The sequence below is a fragment of the Shewanella bicestrii genome (genome assembly GCF_002216875.1).
Taxonomy (GTDB): Bacteria; Pseudomonadota; Gammaproteobacteria; order Enterobacterales; family Shewanellaceae; genus Shewanella; species Shewanella seohaensis.
Genome location: NZ_CP022358.1, coordinates 2,462,605 through 2,485,947, shown reverse-complemented (window position 1 = coordinate 2,485,947; position 23,343 = coordinate 2,462,605). Strand labels below are relative to the sequence as shown.

Annotated in this window: 16 protein-coding genes; 7 read left to right on the top strand and 9 right to left on the bottom strand. The window is 47.4% G+C overall.

The genetic code is table 11. The annotated features are described in order from the left end of the window. Positions 1-11 precede the first annotated feature (11 nt). On the bottom strand, positions 12-1,856 hold the full coding sequence (gene sppA / locus CF168_RS10880) for a signal peptide peptidase SppA (RefSeq protein ID WP_089067842.1): 1,845 nt from the start codon (positions 1,854-1,856) through the stop codon (positions 12-14). A gap of 165 nt (positions 1,857-2,021) precedes the next feature. Here sppA and CF168_RS10875 point away from each other — a divergent pair, with 165 nt between their 5' ends. Beyond that, complete coding sequence (locus CF168_RS10875; RefSeq protein WP_089067841.1) at positions 2,022-4,040, top strand: FAD-dependent oxidoreductase; 2,019 nt, start codon at positions 2,022-2,024, stop codon at positions 4,038-4,040. Positions 4,041-4,091: 51 nt separating this feature from the next. Here the strand turns inward: CF168_RS10875 and CF168_RS10870 are convergent. Then, positions 4,092-5,308, bottom strand: a protein-coding gene (locus CF168_RS10870; RefSeq protein WP_089067288.1) for an IS3 family transposase whose coding sequence is annotated in 2 segments (ribosomal slippage) — positions 4,092-4,960 and positions 4,960-5,308 — 1,218 coding nt in all. Because the reading frame shifts where the segments join, the coding sequence is not laid out codon by codon here. A 140-nt stretch (positions 5,309-5,448) separates the two neighbouring features. Here CF168_RS10870 and CF168_RS10865 point away from each other — a divergent pair. After that, positions 5,449-6,677 (top strand): IS3 family transposase gene (locus CF168_RS10865; protein WP_089067141.1). Its coding sequence is split into 2 segments (ribosomal slippage): positions 5,449-5,800 and positions 5,800-6,677, totalling 1,230 coding nucleotides; the frame shifts between segments, so codons are not numbered across the junction. A gap of 73 nt (positions 6,678-6,750) precedes the next feature. On the opposite strand, the gene CF168_RS10860 is transcribed toward CF168_RS10865, so the two are convergent. From CF168_RS10860 to ubiG, 6 genes are all read right to left on the bottom strand, one after another. Further along, a complete protein-coding gene (locus tag CF168_RS10860) occupies positions 6,751-7,206 on the bottom strand; it encodes a nuclear transport factor 2 family protein (RefSeq protein ID WP_240520018.1) in 456 nt (151 codons plus the stop codon). Between the two features lie 198 nt (positions 7,207-7,404). Then, positions 7,405-7,815, bottom strand: coding sequence for a class I ribonucleotide reductase maintenance protein YfaE (gene yfaE / locus CF168_RS10855; RefSeq protein ID WP_089067839.1), 411 nt, complete (start codon positions 7,813-7,815; stop codon positions 7,405-7,407). 16 nt (positions 7,816-7,831) lie between these two features. Continuing rightward, a complete protein-coding gene (gene nrdB, locus CF168_RS10850; RefSeq protein WP_088211170.1) occupies positions 7,832-8,962 on the bottom strand; it encodes a class Ia ribonucleoside-diphosphate reductase subunit beta in 1,131 nt (376 codons plus the stop codon). A 61-nt stretch (positions 8,963-9,023) separates the two neighbouring features. Then, positions 9,024-11,312 (bottom strand): class 1a ribonucleoside-diphosphate reductase subunit alpha, encoded by a 2,289-nt coding sequence (gene nrdA / locus CF168_RS10845; protein ID WP_011622687.1) that lies wholly within the window; start codon positions 11,310-11,312, stop codon positions 9,024-9,026. 487 nt (positions 11,313-11,799) lie between these two features. Further along, on the bottom strand, positions 11,800-12,474 hold the full coding sequence (locus tag CF168_RS10840) for an HAD family hydrolase (protein WP_089067838.1): 675 nt from the start codon (positions 12,472-12,474) through the stop codon (positions 11,800-11,802). 1 nt (position 12,475) lies between these two features. After that, positions 12,476-13,186, bottom strand: a complete 711-nt coding sequence (gene ubiG / locus CF168_RS10835) for a bifunctional 2-polyprenyl-6-hydroxyphenol methylase/3-demethylubiquinol 3-O-methyltransferase UbiG (RefSeq protein ID WP_089068954.1) — start codon at positions 13,184-13,186, stop codon at positions 12,476-12,478. A 385-nt stretch (positions 13,187-13,571) separates the two neighbouring features. Here ubiG and gyrA point away from each other — a divergent pair, with 385 nt between their 5' ends. After that, positions 13,572-16,328, top strand: a complete 2,757-nt coding sequence (gene gyrA / locus CF168_RS10830) for a DNA gyrase subunit A (RefSeq protein WP_089068953.1) — start codon at positions 13,572-13,574, stop codon at positions 16,326-16,328. 105 nt (positions 16,329-16,433) lie between these two features. Beyond that, a complete protein-coding gene (serC, locus tag CF168_RS10825) occupies positions 16,434-17,525 on the top strand; it encodes a 3-phosphoserine/phosphohydroxythreonine transaminase (RefSeq protein WP_089067837.1) in 1,092 nt (363 codons plus the stop codon). Positions 17,526-17,739: 214 nt separating this feature from the next. Here the strand turns inward: serC and CF168_RS10820 are convergent, their stop codons facing one another. After that, a complete protein-coding gene (locus CF168_RS10820; protein ID WP_089067836.1) occupies positions 17,740-18,930 on the bottom strand; it encodes an amino acid aminotransferase in 1,191 nt (396 codons plus the stop codon). 435 nt (positions 18,931-19,365) lie between these two features. Between CF168_RS10820 and aroA the strand changes: the two genes are divergently transcribed. The 3 genes from aroA to rpsA all read left to right on the top strand — a co-directional run bounded on the left by aroA (position 19,366) and on the right by rpsA (position 23,292). Then, positions 19,366-20,646, top strand: coding sequence for a 3-phosphoshikimate 1-carboxyvinyltransferase (gene aroA, locus CF168_RS10815; protein WP_089067835.1), 1,281 nt, complete (start codon positions 19,366-19,368; stop codon positions 20,644-20,646). Between the two features lie 183 nt (positions 20,647-20,829). Next, positions 20,830-21,522, top strand: a complete 693-nt coding sequence (gene cmk / locus CF168_RS10810) for a (d)CMP kinase (protein WP_011622694.1) — start codon at positions 20,830-20,832, stop codon at positions 21,520-21,522. A 102-nt stretch (positions 21,523-21,624) separates the two neighbouring features. Next, the gene (rpsA, locus tag CF168_RS10805) at positions 21,625-23,292 is read left to right on the top strand and encodes a 30S ribosomal protein S1 (RefSeq protein WP_089067834.1); all 1,668 of its coding nucleotides are present in this window, start codon (positions 21,625-21,627) and stop codon (positions 23,290-23,292) included. Positions 23,293-23,343: the final 51 nt, after the last annotated feature.

The following is a 23,343-nucleotide window of genomic DNA, read 5'->3' as shown; positions in this document are numbered from 1 at the left end:
TTAAGTCTGTGTTAGTTGATCGCACAGCTGTCACAATATACATACACATGGTTAGGATCGTTAAAGGCCGCGATGGTCTTTAAGTTGCCCGTCCATTGCGCCAGCATTTGTTCAAGCAGTGTTGAATGGCTGAGTGACGCGGGTAAGTAGGCCGACACAGAGGCAAACATTTGCTGTACAAAACGCTGCTCAGGCGTGAGCTCTTGCTCAATCACCCGGGTATCGAACAGGCTTAAATCTGCCAATTTTGCGGCTTTGGCGACGGCTTGGTCGATATCGCCAAGTTCATCCACTAAACCTAACTCTAGGGCTTTTTTACCACTCCATACACGGCCTTGAGCGATGCTATCTACTTGTTCTAAGGTCATTTTACGTTCTTTAGCGACCAGTGAGATAAAGTCTAAATAGCCACGCTCGATATGGCGCTGGATAACCGACTCGATTTGTGGCGAGAGGGTACGAGTCACTGACAAACCAGCCCATTCTGAGGTCGATACGCCATCGGTATGGATACCTAAGCTGGCGAGTGAATCTTCGAAAGTAGTGATCATCCCAAAGATCCCGATAGAACCCGTCAGCGTGGTTGGGGTTGCGAAGATATAATCGGCGCTGGCCGAAATCCAATAGCCACCAGACGCCGCAAGGCTACCCATACTCACCACCACAGGTTTACCCGCCGCTTTGAGGGCGAGTAATTCTTGGCGGATTTGCTCCGAGGCAAAGGCGCTACCGCCAGGGCTGTCGACTCGAAGTACTAGTGCTTTGATATGCTTATCAAATCGCGCCTTGCGTAACAGTTCTGCGGTGCTATCACCACCGATTTGGCCGGCGGGTTGGCTGCCATTTAAAATAGTACCGCTGGCAACGATAATGCCAACACTGTCTTGCTCAACGAAACTTGGCAGAGGTGTCACTAGGGTTAAATAGTCGTAGAAGCTGACTTGTTTGAAGCTGTCACCCGACTTCTCTTTACCCACGTTATCGAGCATAACTTTTCGAAACTCTTCATCGGTCGCTAGGGTATCGACCCATTTCATATTGATGGCCATAGTGGCGGAGTCACCTTCGGCCTTATCGAGTTGCGCGAGGTAATTTGCAGAGTCGAGTACTAAGGTATTGGCATCAATTTGGCGATTTTCAGCCACAGTTTGAGTGTAACTCTGCCAAACATCGGCGAGTAGGGCGCTGCTGGCTTCTCTGGCCGCATCCGACATATCGTCACGCATGTATGGTTCTACTGCGGATTTAAAGGTGCCGACGCGGAAAATGTGGGCCTTTATCTTGAGTTTCTCAAGGGCAGACTTGAAGTATTGGTTATACATACTTAAGCCATCGAGGGAGACGCTGCCTTGGGGATTGAGGTAAATAGTATCGGCAAAGCTGGCGAGAAAGTATTGGTTTTGCTCATAGTAGTTTCCAATTGCCACCACCTTTTTGCCGCTTTCTTTAAAACGATTTAGGGCATCGCCAATGGATTGTAATTTGCTGATCCCTGCGCGTTTCAGCTCGGCCAAGTCTAAGACTATGGTGCTGATCCTGTTATCGTGCGTCGCGTTATCAATCACATAGATAATATCTGCCAGCAGGATTTCGCCATCGCTACTGCCGTTATTGCCTTGCTTAAGTGCGGCTTCAATCGGGTCGACCTGCTGTTTTTGATCGACAATGGAGCCCGCCAGATTAAGCACCAATGCTGAGTTATCTTCGACCTGAATATCTTCACTGCTGCCAATAGCAATGAGGATGATGGCGAGGAAGCCAAAAAAAATCAGGTTGAGTATGAATTTACGGATCCCGTTGAGGGTGTTCCATATAAATAAACATATTCTCTTGAAAAACGATGGGTTAGCGGACATTAGCCACTCCTTTGCTTATCGAATGTGCCAATGCTAACTGAAAATCCCCTCACTGGCTAAACACAATTGTAAAGGATTTTAACTTTTAACCCCCTAGCAACAGTTGAGCTTACATTTGACTCAAGGTATGCTCATTTAAATCACTTGTTTAAAAAGGATGTTTGAATGTCGTTTCCCCATTTATTAGAACCCTTAGATCTGGGATTCACCCAGCTCAAAAATCGTGTGTTAATGGGCTCCATGCACACGGGTTTAGAAGAAGAAAAGGGCGGATTTGAGAAACTGGCAGCGTTTTATAAAGAGCGCGCGTTAGGCGGCGTCGGTTTAATTGTCACCGGCGGTATCTCACCCAACCTACGTGGTCGCTTGACTCCCCATGCGTGTCAGCTGAGTTTCCCCTGGCAAGTGGGTAAACACCGCATTGTGACTCAAGCGGTGCACGAGGGTGGCGGTAAAATTTGTATGCAAATCCTGCATGCGGGGCGTTATGGTTACCATCCTTTTTCGCAGGCGCCGAGTAAAATTAAGTCGCCTATCACTCCCTTTACACCTTCGGCCATGTCGAGCCGCCAGGTACGCGCCACCATTAAGGATTACGCAAGTTCTGCCGCTTTAGCGAAAAGAGCGGGATACGATGGCGTTGAAGTGATGGGCTCTGAGGGGTATTTGATCAACCAATTTATCAGTTCGCGAACTAATACGCGCACCGATGAATGGGGCGGCAGTTTTGAAAAACGTGCGCAATTCCCGATTGAGATTGTGAATGCCATTCGCGCCAAAGTGGGCAAAGACTTTATCATTATCTTCCGCTTATCCATGCTCGACTTAGTCGATAACGGTTCCACCTGGGACGAAGTCGTGCAACTGGCCAAGTGGCTTGAGCATGCTGGGGTGTCGATTATCAATACCGGGATTGGCTGGCATGAGGCCCGTGTGCCAACCATTGCGACTAGCGTGCCTCGCGGCGCCTTTGCTTGGGTGACTGAAAAACTTAAAAAATCGGTTTCAGTGCCTCTGATTGCCACAAACCGCATCAATACGCCTGAGATTGGCGAGCAAATCATTGCCTCTGGTCAAGCGGATATGGTGTCAATGGCGCGGCCGTTTTTGGCCGATCCTGAATTTGTGAATAAAGCGGCGGCCAACACGCCAGAGCTTATCAATACCTGTATTGGCTGTAATCAGGCTTGCTTGGACCATACTTTCTCTCTGAAACGTGCCACTTGCTTGGTCAACCCCCGTGCCTGTTATGAGACCGAAATTAACTTCTTACCTACCCATAACAAGAAGCGTATCGCAGTGATGGGCGCAGGCCCCGCTGGGATGGCATTTTCTGTGTATGCGGCGATGCGCGGCCATGAAGTGGTGCTCTTTGAGGCCAAATCCGAGGTGGGTGGTCAGTTTAATCTGGCACGTAAAATCCCAGGGAAAGAAGAGTTTAACGAGACGATTCGTTATTTCCTTAATCAAATCAAACTGCATAAAATTGATTTGCGCTTAAATACCCGTTTAGATGCTAAGGTGCTAGAAACCGAAACGTTTGATGAGATTGTTATCGCTTCCGGCGTGGTACCGCGTGAGTTAAGCTTGCCAGGTTTTGATAGCCCCAAAGTGGTGGATTATCAACAGGTGCTGACGGGCCAAGCCACGATTGGCGACAAAGTGGCCCTGATTGGTGCAGGCGGTATCGGCTTTGATATGGCGCATTACCTCTGCGAATCTGAGTCGAGTACGCTTAATCCTGAAAAATGGTTAAAGCAGTGGGGTATAGACAAGCAATATCAGCATGCGGGTGGGTTAGCTGAGCCTGAAGTCGATAATAGCGATCATAGACAAGTTTACTTGCTGCAACGTAAGACCTCTAAGATGGGCCAAGGCTTAGGTAAAACCACCGGCTGGATCCACCGTTTAGTGTTAAAACAGCACGATGTGAAGATGAAAACCGGCGTCAGCTATGACAAGTTTGACGATGCGGGCCTGCATATCCGTGTTGGCGAGCAAACCGAAGTATTGGCCGTGGATAATGTTATCCTCTGCGCCGGACAAGAATCTAACCGCACCTTAGTCGATGAGATGAAAGCAACGGGTATTCCTGTGCACTTGATTGGCGGTGTCGATGTGGCCGCCGAACTCGATGCAAAACGTGCCATTCGTCAAGGTGCCGAGCTTGCCATGCGATTGTAGTTTTTAACCGGTTTATGTCTCGTCCTGAAATAAGTTGACACTTATTTCCACCTAAAACGCTCGATGAACCTCATCGGGCGTTTTGTATTTTAAGGCCAAATGTGGCCGCCGTTGATTATAGATGGCTACCGCTTCTGTCACCATTTGTCGCGCCTCCTCCAGCGTTGCGGGCTTATGTGTTAAAAACTCCTGCTTCAAGATGCCATTCACTCGCTCTGCTAAGGCATTTTGATAGCAGTCATATCCGTCTGTCATTGAGCATGTCACGCCATGTTGTGCGTGAACCGCTTGATACGCGTTTGAGCAGTACTGTATCCCTCGGTCTGAGTGGTGTATCAGCGGTTTACTTTTATCTTGTCGCTGCTTCAGCGCCCGTTTGTAGGCCGTTAGCACCCCGTCTGTTTTAAGATTATCATCAACATGATAGCCCACGATTTTTCGTGACCAGGCATCGGTCACCAAGCTTAAATAGGCTTCATTATCTTGCAGTGGCAGATAGGTAATATCCGCCACCCAGACTTGCTCTGAGCGGCTGATGTCTACTTGCTGCTCGCTGGGCTTAAGCAAGTTGGGATGACACCTAAATCGATGATGGCTATGGGTCGTTTTATGGTACGCCCGCTTAGGCGTGACCAACAAACGATGCGCCCTAAGACAGCGAAATAACCGGTCTCGTCCTATCACTATTTGATGCATTTTGTTGAGTAAATACTGCAGTTTACGCGTACCGACTCGCGGTTGAAGTAGCCGTTCATATTGTACCATTTGCACCACCTGTTGCTCCCTTTGCTCCCATTCTGTTTGCCGCTGGCATTGTTGATAATACGCCTGGCGACTGATGCCAAGGTAACGACAGCATTGGGTGACGCCATAACCTATGGCCGTTTTTTCTTGGAGCGTTTCGCGGGTGGCTTTTTTACGACGGATATCCCGTAGTCAGTTCTGAGTTTTTCGACAATGGCTTCGAAGAACGCCGCTTTCATGCGGGTATCTTCCAGTTCGGCTTCGAGGGCTTTTATCTTTTGCTCGGGGGTGAGCGTGGTGGGTTCAGTCATCAACTGTCCTCGCATTGATGTTGGCGGCGTCCCTAGGGACCAATCCAGTTTGCCATGCTTGCGTAACCACACTAACACGGTGGAGCAACCTTGAATACCGTACTTGTCTTGCGCCTGCTTATAGGTCAGCTCGCCTTTTTCCACTTGGTCGACAACCGCCAATTTAAAAGCGAGGGAATAATCGCGTTGAGTTCGTTTAATTGTTGAAGTCATTACACTCTCCAAAATGAGTTTGAAAAGTGTCAACGCTATTTAGGACGGGTCATTACCAACAAAAAAGCCTGAGTCAGACTCAGGCTTTTTTGTTGATTGTGTCCCGTCCTGAAATACGTTGACATAAAGAGGATTTCTTTATGACAACATTAATTAACTCAAGCCGTAAGCGCACACAACGAGATTACACCTTAGCCTTTAAATTAGGCGTTGTAGAGCGTGTTGAAAAAGGCGAAATGACGTACAAACAAGCCCAAGCCCATTTTGGTATTCAAGGCCGTTCAACGGTACTCGTCTGGCTTAGAAAACATGGTAGACTTGATTGGTCGAAACCTTTTCAGCATCCCCTTATGACTAAGTCAAAAGAAACACCTGCCGAAACGATCAAGCGCCTTGAACGTGAGTTAGCAGAAGAGAAACTGCGTAACCAAATCCTCAATGGCATGGTTGATATCATGGACAATGAATATGGAGCAGGCCTCAGAAAAAAGTACTTATCCGGTACGTCTGGCAAGCAAAAGGCAACGGAGAAATAAACCTCGCTGCCGCATGTCGTGCTGCGGGTATGTCGAGGCAAGGTATTTATCAGGCAGTTGCTCGAATGGAAAGTCGTAGAGCTGAGCTATCGGTTATCAAAGACTGGGTCCAGTACTGGCGTAAATATATGCCAAGGTTAGGGGCCCGTAAGCTCTACACGTTGATAAAATCCAAGCTGGTTGAGCACGATATTAAACTCGGGCGAGATGGGTTCTTTACCTATTTGAGAAGTGAAGGTTTACTGGTTAAACCGAAGAAAAGCTACACAAAAACCACGTTCAGCAAACACTGGATGAAGAAGCATCCTAATCTGCTGAAAGAGGAGGGACTGCACGATGCAGGGCATGTACTGGTCAGCGATATCACCTATCTTGAGTCAGACCAAGGTGTGCACTACCTGTCACTGATCACCGATGCCAGTTCTCGTAAAATAGTCGGTCATCACGTGAGTAAAGACATGAAAGCCGAGAGTGTGGTGAAAGCGTTAAAAATGGCCATCAAAGATAAGCGCTATATCGGCAACGCGGTGCATCACTCAGACAGAGGCTTACAGTACTGCTCAGCCGTTTATCAGAATGCGCTTCAGGCGAGCCAAATCCAGCCGTCAATGACGGATGGTTATGATTGCTACCAAAATGCATTAGCAGAAAGAGTAAATGGCATACTGAAGCAGGAGTTTTTACTGCACCGATGTAGGACATTTGCGGAGCTGAAGATACTTGTTAGAGAATCGATAGCAATATACAACAATATGAGACCGCATCTGAGTTTGAATATGGACTCCCCTAATCAGGTGCACAATAGAAAAGACCAGCTACTGGAGCTGGCCTAAAAACTGTCAACCTATCTTAGGACGAGACATTGATATGAAGATAAACGCTTATCTATATGAGTGGGCTATCTGCTTAGTTGGGTAAATGCCCATAACTTACCACCCGCGTGACTTGCCACTGGCCATTGGCGTGTTGCCAGACCATTAGAAATTTGGCTTTACCGTCACAACTGCCTGTTTCTAAGCTGCAAAATTTATGTACGCCCTCAGTTATCGCGCCAAAGTCCTTGATGGGATAGGCTTGAAAGCTCTCTTCAACCAGTGAGCGGGTGTATTTACCACAGGCATAGTTTTTAGTGTTGTTGATCATCGACTGGCGGTCCCAAGTGACACCACCGTTGTCATGGTAAAACTCGACCTTCTCTGTAAAGTAACTTTCGTGCAGCTTGAGTTGTTGCTCATCGGCACAACGATTAAATGAATCAAATACCTTACTATCCATGTCTTTCATCTCGGCAACGAGGTTATCTTCACTCGAAAATGCACTTATTGACACAAGCAGCAAACTGATTGCGATTAACTTATCCATAGCTCTCCTTGGCATAAACTGGTCCACCTAATACAAAGTAAAAGTAAGTGGAAAGCAATAACATAATGATCTTTTGGCAAGCTAACAAGGACGAATGGTAAAGCGTTTGGGAATCCGTAATGATGTTGTCTTTTGCAAATCAGTGGGTGTTATGCAGGGAATATATTCGTCAATACGAATCCGCTGCAGACGACTCTGCTAGTCTTCGACCATTTCTTGCTGTGGCACAGCTTTGAGATTGGCGATTTTACGCGTCGATGGGGTTTGTGCGCGAGTGTTACCGCAAGGATAGGTCACCACGTCAGCACCTTCGGGGGATAAATCGAGTTCTAAATCTTCGCTAGGAATACAGCAGCAGGGCAGACATTCGTCGGCATTAAGCTCGGCCAAAGGCTCGGTTAAATAGCTGACACTGCCGCTAATGATACGGGTCTTGCAAGCGCCGCAAAAACCACTGCGGCACTCAGAGAATATGGTCACTTTTTTGGCTTCGAGTGCTTGCAACAACGAATTGCGCTGCTCGGTAAATAGCAGCACAGGTTGCCCTTGAAGGCGCACAATGGGCGCCTTCGCAAAGGGGTTGTTTAACAGCAGGTTCGATTTAGCCATAAGCAATCAAATCCCGTTAGAGATCGAAATCGAGGAATTCATCACTGTCGACGGCCGAATCGATTTGACCGACAAGATAAGATGACACTTCGACTTCCTGTGGTGCTACTTGTACGGCGTCACTCTCTAACCAGTTCTTCATCCAAGGCAGAGGGTTAGACTGCTCGGCATAAGGCAGTGGCAGGTTAACTGACTTCATCCGTTGGTTAGTGATGTACTCAACGTATTGACAGAGGATCTGCTCGTTGAGACCTATCATTGAGCCGTCTTTGAACAGGTATTTTGCCCATTCTTTTTCTTGCTCGGCGGCCTTGAGGAACAGGTTATAGGCTTCCTGTTGGCATTCCGCAGCAATTTCGGCCATCTCAGGATCATCCTTGCCGCCCTGCATAATGGTTAAGATATGCTGGGTGCTGTTTAAGTGCAGGGCTTCGTCACGGGCGATAAGACGAATAATTTTCGCGTTACCTTCCATGAGCTTACGCTCAGCAAATGCGAATGAGCAGGCAAAACTGACGTAGAAGCGAATCGCTTCGAGGGCGTTAACTGACATCATGCACAGGTACAACGCTTTCTTTAGCGTGCGAGTGTTGACTTCAATCGGTTCGCCATCGATCACATGGGTGCCTTCGCCTAACAGGTGGTAAACCTGGGTCAGCTTGATTAAGTGGTCGTAGTATTCGGCAATGTCAGTCGCGCGGCGCAGGATCTCTTGATTCACCACGATATCGTCAAAAATCACTGAAGGATCGTTTACGATATTGCGAATAATGTGAGTGTATGAGCGCGAGTGGATGGTCTCGGAGAAAGACCAAGTCTCAATCCAAGTTTCTAATTCGGGCAGCGACACTAAGGGCAGAAATGCCACGTTAGGCGAGCGGCCTTGGATAGAGTCGAGCAGCGTTTGGTATTTCAGGTTCGAAATAAAAATATGCTTTTCATGATCTGGCAGTGAGTTGTAGTCGATTTTATCGCGGCTAACGTCAACTTCTTCTGGGCGCCAGAAGAAAGACAACTGCTTTTCAATCAGTTTTTCAAACACTTCATATTTTTGTTGGTCATAACGAGCGACGTTAACCGATTGTCCGAAGAACATAGGTTCACGGGTGGCATCGTTGGGTGTTTGGCAAAAAGTAGAGTAGGTCATGGTACGAGTATTCCAATAAGTCGGGATCCCAAAGGGATCCCGCAACCGTTAACATTGAAGATTAGATTTTGCAGGCGCCGCCAGCACAGCCGTCATCTTCTTTCTCTATGTTGGTAATGTCATCGTGTTGATCCGATGCACCATCGCGAGTGTTATGGTAGTACAGCGTTTTTACACCTAACTTATAGGCATTGAGTAAGTCTTTCAGCAGAGTCTGCATCGGAACCTTACGGCCTTCGAAACGCGTTGGGTCATAGTTAGTGTTGGCCGAAATTGCTTGGTCAACGAATTTTTGCATGATACCCACGAGCTGTAAGTAACCTTCGTTGCTTGGCATTTGCCATAGCAGTTCGTAGTTGTATTTCAGCTCATCAAAATCAGGCACCACTTGCTTTAACTGGCCATCTTTACTGGCTTTCACACTGATCAAACCGCGTGGAGGTTCGATACCGTTAGTCGCGTTTGAGATCTGTGATGAAGTCTCAGACGGCATCAGCGCAGACAAGGTCGAGTTACGTAAACCGTGCTGTTTAATGTCTTGGCGCAGTGTTTCCCAGTCTAAATGCAATGGCTCGCTGCAAATCTTATCTAAATCACGTTTGTAGGTATCGATTGGTAAAATACCTTGGGCGTAAGTGGTCTCATTAAATAATGGGCACGCACCTTGCTCTTTTGCCAGATTCATTGACGCCTTGAGCAGATAGAACTGAATTGCTTCAAAGGTCTTGTGAGTCAGGTTGTTCGCGCTACCATCGGAGTACTTCATGCCATTCTTCGCTAAGTAGTTAGCGAAGTTGATAACTCCAATACCTAAGGTACGACGGTTCATCGATGAAATTTCAGCCGCTTTGATTGGATAATCTTGGTAATCCAGTAGGTTATCCAGTGCACGTACCGCTAAATCGGCTAATGGCTCAAGCTCGGCTAAGTTTTTGATCGCACCTAAGTTTAATGCTGACAGTGTACACAGCGCGATTTCACCGTTTGGATCGTCAATGTTGTTCAACGGCTTGGTCGGCAGCGCGATTTCAAGACAAAGGTTAGATTGTCTGATCGGAGCGACTTTCGAGTCGAACGGACTGTGGGTGTTACAGTGGTCGACGTTTTGGATGTAGATACGGCCCGTTGAAGCACGCTCTTGCATCATCAATGAGAACAGTTCGACCGCTTTCAATGTCTTCTTACGAATGCTGCTGTCTTGCTCATATTGCAGGTACAGACGTTCGAATTCGTCTTGATCTTCGAAGAAGGCATCGTAAAGACCTGGCACGTCCGATGGGCTGAACAGGCTGATGTTTTCGCCTTTGATCAGACGTTGATACATCAGCTTGTTGAGCTGCACGCCGTAGTCTAAGTGGCGAATACGGTTATCTTCGACACCGCGGTTGTTTTTCAGTACCAGCAGAGATTCTACTTCTAAGTGCCAAATCGGGTAGAAGAGGGTCGCAGCACCACCACGAACGCCGCCTTGCGAGCAAGACTTCACCGCCGTTTGGAAATACTTGTAGAAAGGTAAGCAACCGGTGTGGAAGGCTTCGCCGCCGCGGATTGGGCTACCTAATGCACGGATACGACCAGCGTTGATACCAATACCCGCGCGTTGGCTGACATACTTAACGATAGAAGAGGCGGTCGCGTTGATAGAATCTAAGCTGTCGCCACACTCAATCAGTACACAAGAACTGAATTGACGCGTTGGCGTACGTACACCCGCCATGATTGGCGTGGGCAGAGAAATCTTAAAGGTCGATACCGCGTCGTAAAAATCTTTAACGTATTGCAGGCGCGTTTCTTTTGGATAACGGGCAAATAAGCAGGCCGCCACCAGAATATAGAGGAACTGGGCGCTCTCGTAGATCTCGTGGGTCACACGGTTTTGTACCAGATACTTACCTTCGAGCTGTTTTACCGCCGCGTAGGAGAAGTTCATATCGCGCCAATGGTCGATATAGGTATCCATGATATCGAGTTCTTCGCGGGTGTAATCCTGCAGAATATGCATATCATACTTGCCAAGCTCGACCAGTTTAGTCACATGGTCGTATAACTTTGGCGGTTCGAACTGACCAAAGGCCTTCTTACGTAAATGGAATACGGCTAAGCGCGCAGCCAGAAACTGATAATCCGGTGATTCTGGGGAAATTAAATCCGCCGCAGATTTGATGATCGTTTCGTGGATAGCTTCGGTTGGGATCCCGTCGAAAAACTGTAAATGCGTGCGAAGTTCAACTTCAGAAACAGAAACGTTTTTTAATCCCTTGGCTGCCCAAGTAATTACGCGGTGTATTTTGTCGAGATCGATTGTCTCACGTGCACCACAGCGTTTTGTGACTGTCATATTGCTATTCATTGAAGAGAGGCCTTGGTTCTGATATCTGTTCAGGTGAACTAAGTCACCGTACGTTTCCTTGTAAAACAATCAACCTGAAAACCCTTAATACTGCTGACTATGCAGGAGATAGTCGATTTAACGGGGAACTTCTAGTGTGTCTGATTGCTACCTATACACAAGATATGGTGTTTTAAATAATCTGAGATACAAGATAGTGAGGTTTGACGCTATTTGCAAGTCTCAATTCAGGGGGTATCTTGTGGATATCTTGAGGATAAAGAAAAGCGTTAGTGATGACTAACCCTGAAGCTCAAATTGAGATTAGCGTGCGACATTGATGACGTTTTTTTGTGCAAATTTCACTGTGTGATCGATCGCTAAAATAAGCAGCGATCGCGATCGCAAGGATTGACCCTTAACCTAAATTGCATTACCAGCGAAGGGCGCATAATTTCGCCGTTAATGGGATTCGGTTGGGCCGTTAACCTTGGTCAATCCGTTACCGCTATTTGGCCAATGCTTGGCTTAAGGCCGAATGCAAACTCGATGGTGAGTTAAACTGCGCATAGGCAGGCCATGCATCGGGCGTATCGGCCTCACCCAAATATCCCCACAGCGCCACACCGCCGAGCATGCCCGCCGCTTGGGCCGCGAGTAAATCCCGCTCTGCATCGCCTAAATAGAGAATTTGCTGTGGCCGGCATTGCAATTGCTGTGCGCCCAATAGCATAGGTGCGGTATGGGGCTTAGGGTAACGAGTCGAATCGCCACTGATCATCACCGGCATACGCGAGCTGAGCTTAAGCTTATGTAATAGAGGTCGTGTAAAGCGAGCGGGTTTGTTCGTGATCACCCCAAATGGCACGCGGCACAACTCGAGCCAGTCGAGTAGGGGGGCGATACCATCAAACAACTGGCAATGGTCGCCATTGATCCTTTGATAATGGGCGAGGAGTCCTTGCTGTACTTGAGTGCGCAGTGCGTTATCCGCGCCTGGAATCGCCGCATCGACTAAGGCAAAGCTGCCATGGGAGGCGGCGCTACGCATGTCTGCGATGGGTTTTGCCGCGATACCGACATCCGACAAACTGAGGTTAAGGGCCTGAACCAGATCCGGTGCGGTATCGGCAAGGGTACCGTCAAGGTCGAATAAGACCCCTTTAACCTCAGCTAAACTCATCTTAATCTACCTTTTGCGTCGCGATCATATAGTTAACATCGACCTTTGGGGTGTACTTAAAGATCCCCGTCAGTGGGTTATAGGTGATCCCAAGTGCATCTTTACAGATAAGATCGGTGTTATCGACTAAGGCAATCAATTCAGAAGGTTTAATAAACTTATTATGATCATGAGTACCAATGGGCAGCATCTTCAGTAGATATTCAGCGCCAATGATGGTTTCGACAAAAGATTTCATATTGCGATTAATCGTGGAGAAAAATACAAAACCGCCGGGTTTAACCATATCGCAGCAGGCTTGAATCACCGATTGTGGATCAGGCACATGCTCGAGCATCTCCATACAGGTCACCACATCGTAGTATTCGCGGTGTTCTTCCCGATGCGCTTCGGCGGTGTTTTTGACGTAATTGATGCTCACACCCGTTTCCAGTGCATGTAAACGCGCGACTTCTAATGGTTCTTCCCCCATATCGAGGCCGTCAACGATCGCGCCGATGCGCGCCATGCTTTCGGATAAAATGCCGCCGCCGCAGCCGACGTCGAGCACTTTCTTACCAAAAATCCCGCCCGCGGTTTGATCGATATAGTTAAGGCGCAGGGGATTTAATAGATGCAGCGGCTTAAACTCGCCGTTGAGATCCCACCAGGTTTCGGCCATACGTTCAAACTTTGCGATTTCCTGCGGGTCTACGTTGGTATTCTGTTGCATGCTATTACCTATTACGGCTGTCATTGTGCGGCTATTATAACGACAATGGGGGATAAACACAGTATTGGCTAATCCTAAGTCTTTGTGGTTGAGTGAAATTTCAGCAATTATCATTAATTCTTAAACACTTTGTGAAGCAGAGCGGTTTTTCTGCTCAGAGATTAATCAAGTCTTGGCCTCAATTTCGCCATTAACAACGGATTTTATCGGGTTTAAAAGGGCAAATTGACAGTGTTTTCATCTATTAAGCCACATCCTTCGCAATTCACGTAGGATAGGTCTGGCGACATTAAATAACTGTGTTAGAATGCCAAATCACGTTTTTGGGCCGCTCAATGATACGGATTATACGTTGTCGGCTAATTTTCAGGGGAACGAGCAGTTTATGACTGATCTGGCATCATCTATTTCGCCAATTAATATCGAAGACGAACTAAAGAATTCGTACCTTGATTACGCCATGAGCGTCATCGTGGGACGTGCATTACCAGACGTGCGTGATGGCCTTAAGCCTGTGCATCGCCGCGTGCTGTTTGCCATGAGTGAATTGAAGAACGATTGGAACAAGCCGTACAAAAAGTCTGCCCGTGTGGTTGGTGACGTGATCGGTAAATATCACCCCCATGGTGATTTGGCGGTTTACGATACTATCGTACGTATGGCTCAGCCTTTCTCTCTGCGTTATACCTTAGTCGACGGTCAAGGAAACTTCGGTTCGGTTGACGGTGACTCCGCAGCGGCAATGCGTTATACCGAAATCCGTATGGATAAGTTAGCGCACCAGCTCCTCGCCGATCTTGAAAAAGAAACCGTTGACTATGTGCCCAACTACGATGGCACAGAACAAATTCCCGCTGTATTACCGACACGTGTCCCTAACCTGTTAATCAACGGTTCATCGGGTATTGCGGTCGGTATGGCGACAAACATTCCGCCTCACAACTTAACCGAAGTGGTCAAAGGCTGTTTAGCGCTGATCGCCGATCCTGCGCTGTCTATCGAACAGTTGATGGAACATATTCCTGGCCCAGACTTCCCAACGGCTGCGATTATCAACGGCCGTAAAGGCATTATCGATGCGTATAAGACGGGCCGCGGCCGCGCCGTCATGCGCGCACTGGCTGAAGTCGAAACCGAAGATAACGGCCGTGAACGCATTATCGTCACCGAAATTCCTTATCAGGTGAACAAGGCGAAACTCATCGAGAAAATCGCTGAGTTAGTCAAAGATAAGAAGATTGAAGGCATTAGCGGCCTGCGCGACGAGTCTGACAAAGACGGTATGCGTATCGTTATTGAAATCAAACGCGGTGAAGTGGGTGAAGTTGTTTTGAATAACCTCTATGCCCAGACACAAATGCAATGTTCTTTTGGTATCAACATGGTGGCATTGACCAATGGTCAGCCTAAGTTGTTCAACTTAAAAGAAATGCTCGAATGCTTTATCCTGCACCGCCGTGAAGTGGTGACTCGCCGTACCGTATTCGAACTGCGTAAAGCGCGCGAACGTGCCCATATTCTTGAGGCATTAGCGGTCGCACTCGCCAATATCGATCCGATTATTGCGCTGATCAAAGCATCTCCTACCCCAGCTGATGCGAAAGTCAAACTGGTTGAGCAGGGCTGGGCACTTGGCCATGTACAGGGCATGCTTGAAAAAGCGGGTGACGATGCGGCGCGTCCTGAATGGTTAGAGCCAGAATTCGGTATCCGTGATGGCTTATATTACCTGACCGAGCAACAGGCTCAGGCGATCCTTGAGCTGCGTTTACACCGTTTAACTGGTCTTGAGCACGATAAGATCATCGCCGAATACGAAGAGCTGCTCGAGTTCATCGCGGGTCTGCTGTTTATTCTGCGCAGCCCTGAGCGTTTGATGGAAGTGATCAAAGAAGAGCTAGAAGAAATTCTGGCTGAATACGGTGATGCACGCCGCACTGTCATCAACGCTAATGAAATTGATATGAGTCTTGAAGACTTAATCAACGAAGAAGACGTGGTTGTGACCCTGTCACACTTAGGTTACGCCAAGTACCAACCGCTGAGCGATTACCAAGCCCAGCGCCGTGGTGGTAAGGGTAAAGCCGCGACTAAAGTGAAAGACGAAGATTTCGTTGAAAAACTACTGGTTGCCAACACTCACGATACGATTCTGTGCTTCTCTGATTTCGGTAAGATGTACTGGCTCAAGGTCTATCAATTACCGCTGGCAAGCCGCACATCGCGCGGGCGTCCGATTGTTAACTTACTGCCGCTGTCCGATGGCGAACGCATTACGGCGATTCTGCCGGTGCGTGAATACGCAGAAGATAAGTACATCATCATGGCGACTTCTAACGGTACCGTGAAGAAAACTGCGCTGACGGCTTACAGCAACCCACGTGCTAACGGCATTATCGCCGTGAACCTGAAAGATGGTGACCAACTGATCGGTGTCGATATCACTAATGGTGATGATGAGATCATGTTGTTCTCGAACGAAGGTAAAGTGGTTCGCTTTAAAGAAGGCGAAGAAGTCGCCGTACTCGATGAAAACGGCAACGCAGTGCTGGACGAAGAAGGCAACCCTCAAATCAACTTCAAGGGCGTGCGTCCAATGGGCCGCGGCGCGACAGGTGTTCGCGGTATCAAGCTCGAAGAAGGTCAAAGAGTAGTGTCTCTCATCGTACCTAAGGGCGATGGCGCTATCTTAACCGTGACCGAAAACGGTTACGGTAAACGTACTGAACTGTCCGAATACCCATCGAAGAGCCGCGCGACCAAAGGTGTGGTATCGATCAAGGTGAGCGAGCGTAACGGTGCAGTGGTTGGCGCGGTACAAGTTGGCGGCAATGACGAAATCATGCTCATCAGCGACAAAGGTACCTTAGTGCGTACGCCAGCGAACGGTGTGTCTATCATCGGCCGTAACACCCAAGGTGTGACCATTATCCGTACCGCAAGTGACGAGAAAGTGGTTGGTCTGCAGCGTATTGATGAGATCCAAGGCGACGAAGATGAAGTCGAGCTGGATGAAAACGGTATGCCAATCGTCCCAGTTGTCACTGAAGGTGACTCTGTTCAAGAAGAGCCTTTAGAGGATGAACTGGAAGAAGAATTAGACGAAGACGAAGAGCTTGACGACGAGCAAGACGAAGACTAATTCGAGAGTATGAAAACGAGCGTCCAATTGGACGCTCGTTTTTTTCATGGCAACGTTTTATTTTATGAATTCTAATATCATGGTTTGTAAATAAGGAGAGTGGCAGTGAGCGCGATTTATAATTTCTGTGCAGGTCCTGCGATGTTACCCGCAGCGGTAATGAAAAAAGCACAACAGGAATTACTCGATTGGAATGGGCTAGGTGTCTCCGTGATGGAAGTCAGCCACAGAGGTAAGGAATTTATCGCGCTGACCAAGCAAGCTGAGGCGGATTTACGCGAGCTGATGCATATTCCACAGAACTATCATGTGTTGTTTATGCACGGCGGTGGTCGCGGTCAGTTCTCTGCCGTTGTGAATAATTTTTTAGGCAACCAAGGCCGTGCCCTGTATTTAGTCAGTGGTCAATGGTCTTCTGCAGCATTAGCCGAAGCACAAAAGCTGGCGGGCAACACACAAATTGATAGCCTTAACATTGTTGAAAAACATAATGGACTCAATGCAGTAGTGCTACCTGATCTGCATAAGATTGATGCCGATTACCGTTATGTGCACTATTGCCCAAATGAGACAGTTGATGGTATCGAAATTTTTGATGAGTTAGACAGTCCATGGCCGATTGTCGCCGACTTATCATCTACCATTATGTCTCGCGAAATCGATGTCAGTCGTTACGGCTTAATCTATGCTGGTGCGCAAAAGAACATTGGTCCTTCGGGCTTATCTATTGTGATCGTGCGTGATGATATGTTGAAACTGCCGAGTTTAACCCAATCATCCATCATGGATTACCGTTTAGCCGTTGAGCATGACTCTATGTTCAACACGCCGCCAACCTTTGCTTGGTACTTAGCAGCTGAAGTGTTTGCTTGGCTCAAATCCTTAGGTGGTGTGACCAGTATCGCGAAAATCAATCAGCAAAAAGCGCAAATGCTGTATGCCTGTATCGATGCCAATCCTTTCTATAAAAATGGTGTCGTCGCGGCAAACCGCTCACAAATGAACGTGACTTTCCAACTGGCGGATGAATCCCTTGATGGCGCCTTCTTAAAAGAGGCCGAAGCGGCGGGCCTAGTGGCCTTAAAAGGGCACCGAATCGTTGGTGGCATGCGTGCCAGCCTTTACAATGCGATGCCACTTGAAGGTGTCGCCGCGCTGGTGAGCTTTATGAACGAATTTGCGGCAAAGCATAGCTAAGCCAAGTAATGAAGTTTACCTAACTTGCTGATTGATACGTGTCGTTTAAAGTCAGTTTTAACAGCGTAAAGTGAGAAAAAAAACGAATGCCTAGGCATTCGTTTTTTATTGGTTGCATAAAGCTTAAAGTTAATATGAAAGCATGCACTAAGTAATAGCTAAAGGAAGGCTAGGGGACTTAGGCCGAATTAGGCGCTTCATCCCAACAGTCTCGTTACAGTACTTTGGCAATCGACTTAGCTAAGTAATCCACATTGTCTTCGCTAATGCCTGCAATGCTAATGCGGCTCGAACCCACCATATAAATGCTGAATTCTTTCTGCAGGCGCGCCACTTGCTCGGGATTAACCCCTAGGAAAGAGAACATGCCTTTTTGGCGTGCGATAAAGCTAAAGTCGCGATCCACGCCATTGGTTTTGAGTTTTTCCACTAAAATGGCGCGGTTACCGTTGATACGGTCGCGCATTACTTTCAGCTCATCTAACCATTCTTGCTTTAATTCTGCCGAACCTAGAATAGTTTCGACAATCGCCGCGCCGTGGGCTGGCGGCATGGAGTACAGGCAGCGAACCACGTAAAGCAGCACAGATTGCGCGATGTTTGCCGTGTTTGCATCTTTTGCAACCACAGAGCATGAACCGATACGCTCACGGTAGAGACCGAAGTTTTTCGAGCAAGAGTTACACAGGATCATATTATCGACCGCAGCGGCCATTTTACGCACGCCGTAGGCATCAATATCGACACCATCACCAAAACCTTGGTAAGCCATGTCGATAAGCGGGGTAAAACCTTGCTCCTTGGTGAGGGCAACCACTTTATCCCATTGTTCTGTTGTTAAATCCATCCCGCTCGGGTTATGGCAACAGGCGTGGAATAGCACCACATCGTTCGGGCCAATCTGCGCAAGCGCGCTGAGCATTTCATCAAACTTTAACGATTTAGTGTCGTAATCATAGTAAGGGTAGGTTTTAACGGTTAGACCCGCCGCTTCAAACAAGCCTATATGGTTAGCCCATGTAGGATCGCTCACCCATAGCACAGCATTGGGATTGCAGCGTTTAATAAAATCACCGGCAACGCGCAGGGCGCCTGTACCACCAGGAGTTGATACTGTACGAATTCGGTTGGCGATAATCGCGCTGTGATCACTGCCAAAGGCTAATTCTGTTATCAGGGTATTAAACTGAGGCGAACCGGTTGGGCCGATATACACTTTGGTGGTTTCAGTGTCTAAACGGAATTTTTCGGCTTTTTTCACGCAATTAAGGATGGGAGTGTTTCCAGCGGGATCCTTATAAACGCCCACACCTAAGTCGACTTTTTGAGGATGTGAGTCTTCACGGTACTGGGTTAATAGGCCGAGGATAGGATCCGCAGGCATTGCGACGAGTGAGTTAAACATGGCTCCATCTACCTTTTTGGTTATATTGCGACAACATGAATTGCAAAGAATATGCGTGATTTATCGTTTGAAACCTAGAATAGCGTGGATAGATGAAAAATTTAAAGCAAAAACTGTGAACTATGGCCAATTAATCTGGCAAAAAAGCCTGCCAAAAAACGCTTTAGATCACAATTTAACCGCAGATATTTTGTGTTTTTGTTATTTTTAGACTGACTTGAGTAATTTTCCGGTTTAAAAAGCCGTTTTTTAGTAAAAAACGGTTGAATCCTGCGTCACTATCGGTAATTTTATAACGACGAAGCACCAACAAGGTCCCCAATCTCCTTTAATTTGTAATCTTAACTTGACGCCATGTAGCGTGAGGTTGCCATTTACCTATTTTCAGTCTGCGTGCCATCGATGGTTACGCCCTAAGAGAAAGAAGATTTATTCATGAAGCAATTACGTCTTGAACCTGTTGTGCAAGTCCGCGGTGAGATCAACATTCCGGGCTCAAAAAGCATTTCTAACCGCGCATTATTATTGGCGACCTTAGCCAAAGGCACCACCACGCTAACCAATTTGCTCGATTCCGATGATATTCGTCATATGTTGGCGTCTTTAAAGCAGTTGGGGGTTGAATACCGCTTATCGCAAAATAATACTGTCTGCGAGCTCACTGGTTTAGGTGGCGCTATTTCGGCGGATACTGCGCAAACACTGTTTCTAGGCAATGCGGGCACGGCTATGCGCCCATTGTGCGCGGCGCTGACCTTAGGGCGTGGCGAATTTACCCTAACGGGCGAACCGCGCATGGAAGAGCGTCCCATTGGTGACTTGGTCGATGCCCTAAAACAATTAGGCGCTAATATTGTGTACCTTAAGAATGAAGGGTTTCCGCCTCTGACCATCAATGCAACCGGGCTTAACGGTGGCGATGTGGAAATTGCTGGCGATCTGTCTAGCCAATTCTTAACGGCGCTGTTAATGGTTGCCCCCCTCGCTAAGGGCAGTGTGAATATTCATGTCAAAGGTGAACTGGTTTCAAAGCCTTATATCGATATTACCTTAGCCTTGATGGCGCAGTTTGGCGTTCAGGTGATTAACCATGACTATGCCCGCTTTGAGATCCCGGCCGGGCAGCAGTATGTGTCTCCGGGTAAAGTGTTAGTGGAAGGGGATGCATCTTCTGCATCTTACTTTTTAGCCGCAGGAGCCATTAAAGGCGGCGAAGTGAAAGTCACTGGTGTTGGCCGTTTAAGCATTCAGGGCGATGTGAAATTTGCCGATGTGCTGGAAAAAATGGGTGCCGATATTGAGTGGGGCGATGATTACATTATTGCCCGTGGCGCACCGTTAACTGCGGTTGATTTAGACATGAACCATATTCCCGATGCGGCAATGACCATTGCCACCGCTGCCTTGTTTGCTAAGGGCACGACCACTATCCGTAACATCTATAACTGGCGCATTAAAGAGACCGACCGATTAGCGGCGATGGCCACAGAGCTGCGTAAAGTGGGCGCCTTAGTGGAAGAGGGGCATGATTATATTCAAATCACGCCGCCAGCTGTGCTCAATACTGCAGAGATTGATACTTATAACGACCACCGCATGGCGATGTGCTTCTCCATGATGGCGTTTGCTGATTGCGGGATTACCATCAATGATCCCGATTGTACCTCGAAAACCTTTCCTGACTATTTTGCCCAATTTGCCAGCCTCAAAGCCTAACCGCTTTCTGTAACAGGCTGACTTTGGGTCATATCAAGATGATGAAGCCGCATTTGAGCGGCTTCTAAACTTCATAAAAAATCCACGGATTTTATTTGTATAGTATTGTACAATGCGGCGCGCTCATTTTCGGGGCTCTAGTTAAGAACTCACGGATGATGATTATTTTTTGCGGAGGAATGTATGTCTGAACGGGCTCCTGTAGTCACAATCGACGGCCCAAGTGGTGCTGGTAAAGGGACAATTAGCCAATTATTGGCTAAGCATCTTGGATGGCAACTGCTTGATAGTGGTGCTATTTACCGAGTGCTTGCGTTAGCTGCAATTCACCACGATGTCGAACTGGAAAATGAAGAATCCATCACACTCCTTGCTGCGCACCTTGATGTGAAATTTTTAACCGGCAACGAGAAAGACCCAGTTCAAGTGATCTTAGAAGGTGAAGACGTCACTACTGCGATACGTACTCAAGAATGCTCAAATGCGGCCTCTAAAGTGGCGGCATTTCCCCGTGTGCGGGAAGCCTTATTACGCCGTCAACGTGCCTTTAGAACGGCACCAGGGTTAATCGCCGATGGCCGCGACATGGGCACGGTTGTTTTCCCAACGGCATCGGCTAAATTATATTTAACTGCTTCTGCAGAGGAGCGGGCTCAAAGACGCTATAATCAGTTGCAGGACAAGGGCTTCGATGTTAATATCGAGCGCCTTTTAGCTGAAATTATCGAGCGTGACGACCGCGATATGAATCGTCCAGTGGCCCCTTTGGTCCCTGCCGAGGACGCGCTCGTTATCGATACTAGTGATAAAGGTATTGATGAAGTGCTTGAGCTTGCGCTCAACTACATCAACCAAAAATTATCCAACACTAACTAAGTTATTGTTTGGATAGGTATTCGTATTAAGGATGATACGGATAATTTGACTGACTCCACGTCTAGGATTGACTGTGGTTTATTACATTAAAGTAACCTAAACATGACTGAATCTTTTGCTGATCTATTTGAACAATCCCTTCAAACTCTGGAATTCCGTCCAGGCTCTATCGTTCGTGGTACTGTAGTTGCTATCGAAAACGGTATGGTTCTGGTTGATGCAGGTCTGAAGTCTGAAAGCCCAATCCCAGCTGAACAATTCAAAAACGCTCAAGGCGTTTTAGAAATCGCTGTTGGTGATGAAGTTGACGTAGCTCTTGACTCTGTTGAAGACGGCTTCGGTGAGACTCAACTGTCTCGCGAAAAAGCGAAACGTCACGAAGCTTGGATCGTTCTGGAAAAAGCTTACGAAGATGCTGAAACTGTAATCGGTATCATCAATGGTAAAGTGAAAGGCGGTTTCACTGTTGAATTAAACGGTATCCGTGCCTTCTTACCAGGTTCTCTAGTTGACGTGCGCCCAGTTCGCGACACCGCTCACTTAGAGTACAAAGAATTAGAATTCAAAGTTATCAAACTAGACCAGAAGCGTAACAACGTAGTTGTTTCTCGTCGTGCAGTTATCGAATCAGAAAGCAGCGCAGAGCGTGATGCACTGTTAGAAAACCTGCAAGAAGGTCAAGCAGTTAAAGGTATCGTTAAGAACCTGACTGACTACGGTGCATTCGTAGATTTAGGTGGCGTTGACGGTCTGTTACATATCACTGATATGGCATGGAAACGCGTTAAGCACCCATCTGAAATCGTAAACGTTGGTGACGAAATCAACGTTAAAGTTCTGAAGTACGATCGTGAGCGCACTCGTGTGTCTCTAGGTCTGAAACAACTTGGCGAAGATCCATGGTTAGAAATCAGCAAGCGCTACCCAGAAAACACTAAGTTAACTGGTCGCGTAACTAACCTGACTGACTACGGCTGTTTCGTTGAAATCGAAGAAGGCGTTGAAGGTTTAGTTCACGTTTCTGAAATGGATTGGACTAACAAGAACATTCACCCATCTAAAGTTGTTAACTTAGGTGACGAAGTTGAAGTTCTGGTTCTGGACATCGATGAAGAGCGTCGTCGTATTTCTCTAGGTCTGAAGCAATGTAAGACCAACCCATGGGATGACTTCGCAACTCGTTACAACAAAGGCGACAAGGTTTCTGGTAAGATCAAGTCAATCACTGACTTCGGTATCTTCATCGGTCTTGACGGCGGTATCGATGGTTTAGTTCACCTGTCTGACATTTCTTGGAACGGCACTGGCGAAGACGCAGTATCTGAGTACAAGAAAGGCGACGAAATCCACGCAGTGGTTCTGTCTGTTGATCCAGAGCGCGAGCGCATCAGCTTAGGTGTTAAGCAAACTGAAGACGATCCATTCAACGCTTACTTAGCTGACAAGAAGAAAGGTACTATCGTAAACGGTACTGTTTCTGCTGTTGATGCTAAAGGTGTGACTGTTGAACTAGCTGACACTGTTGAAGGTTACATCCGTGTAGCTGACATCAGCCGTGAGCGCATCGAAGATGCATCTACTGTTTACGCAGTAGGTGATGCTATCGAAGCTAAGTTCATGGGTGTTGACCGTAAGAACCGTTCTATCAGCCTGTCAATCAAAGCGAAAGACGAAGCTGAAGAAAAAGAAGTAATGGCGACCTTGAATAAACAAGAAGACGCTGTTATTAGTAATGCAATGGCTGAAGCGTTTAAAGCAGCTCGCAAATAATCGCCTGTTGTATGGGGAGTTATTTCTCCCCATTAGGTGACTGTGTTTGGC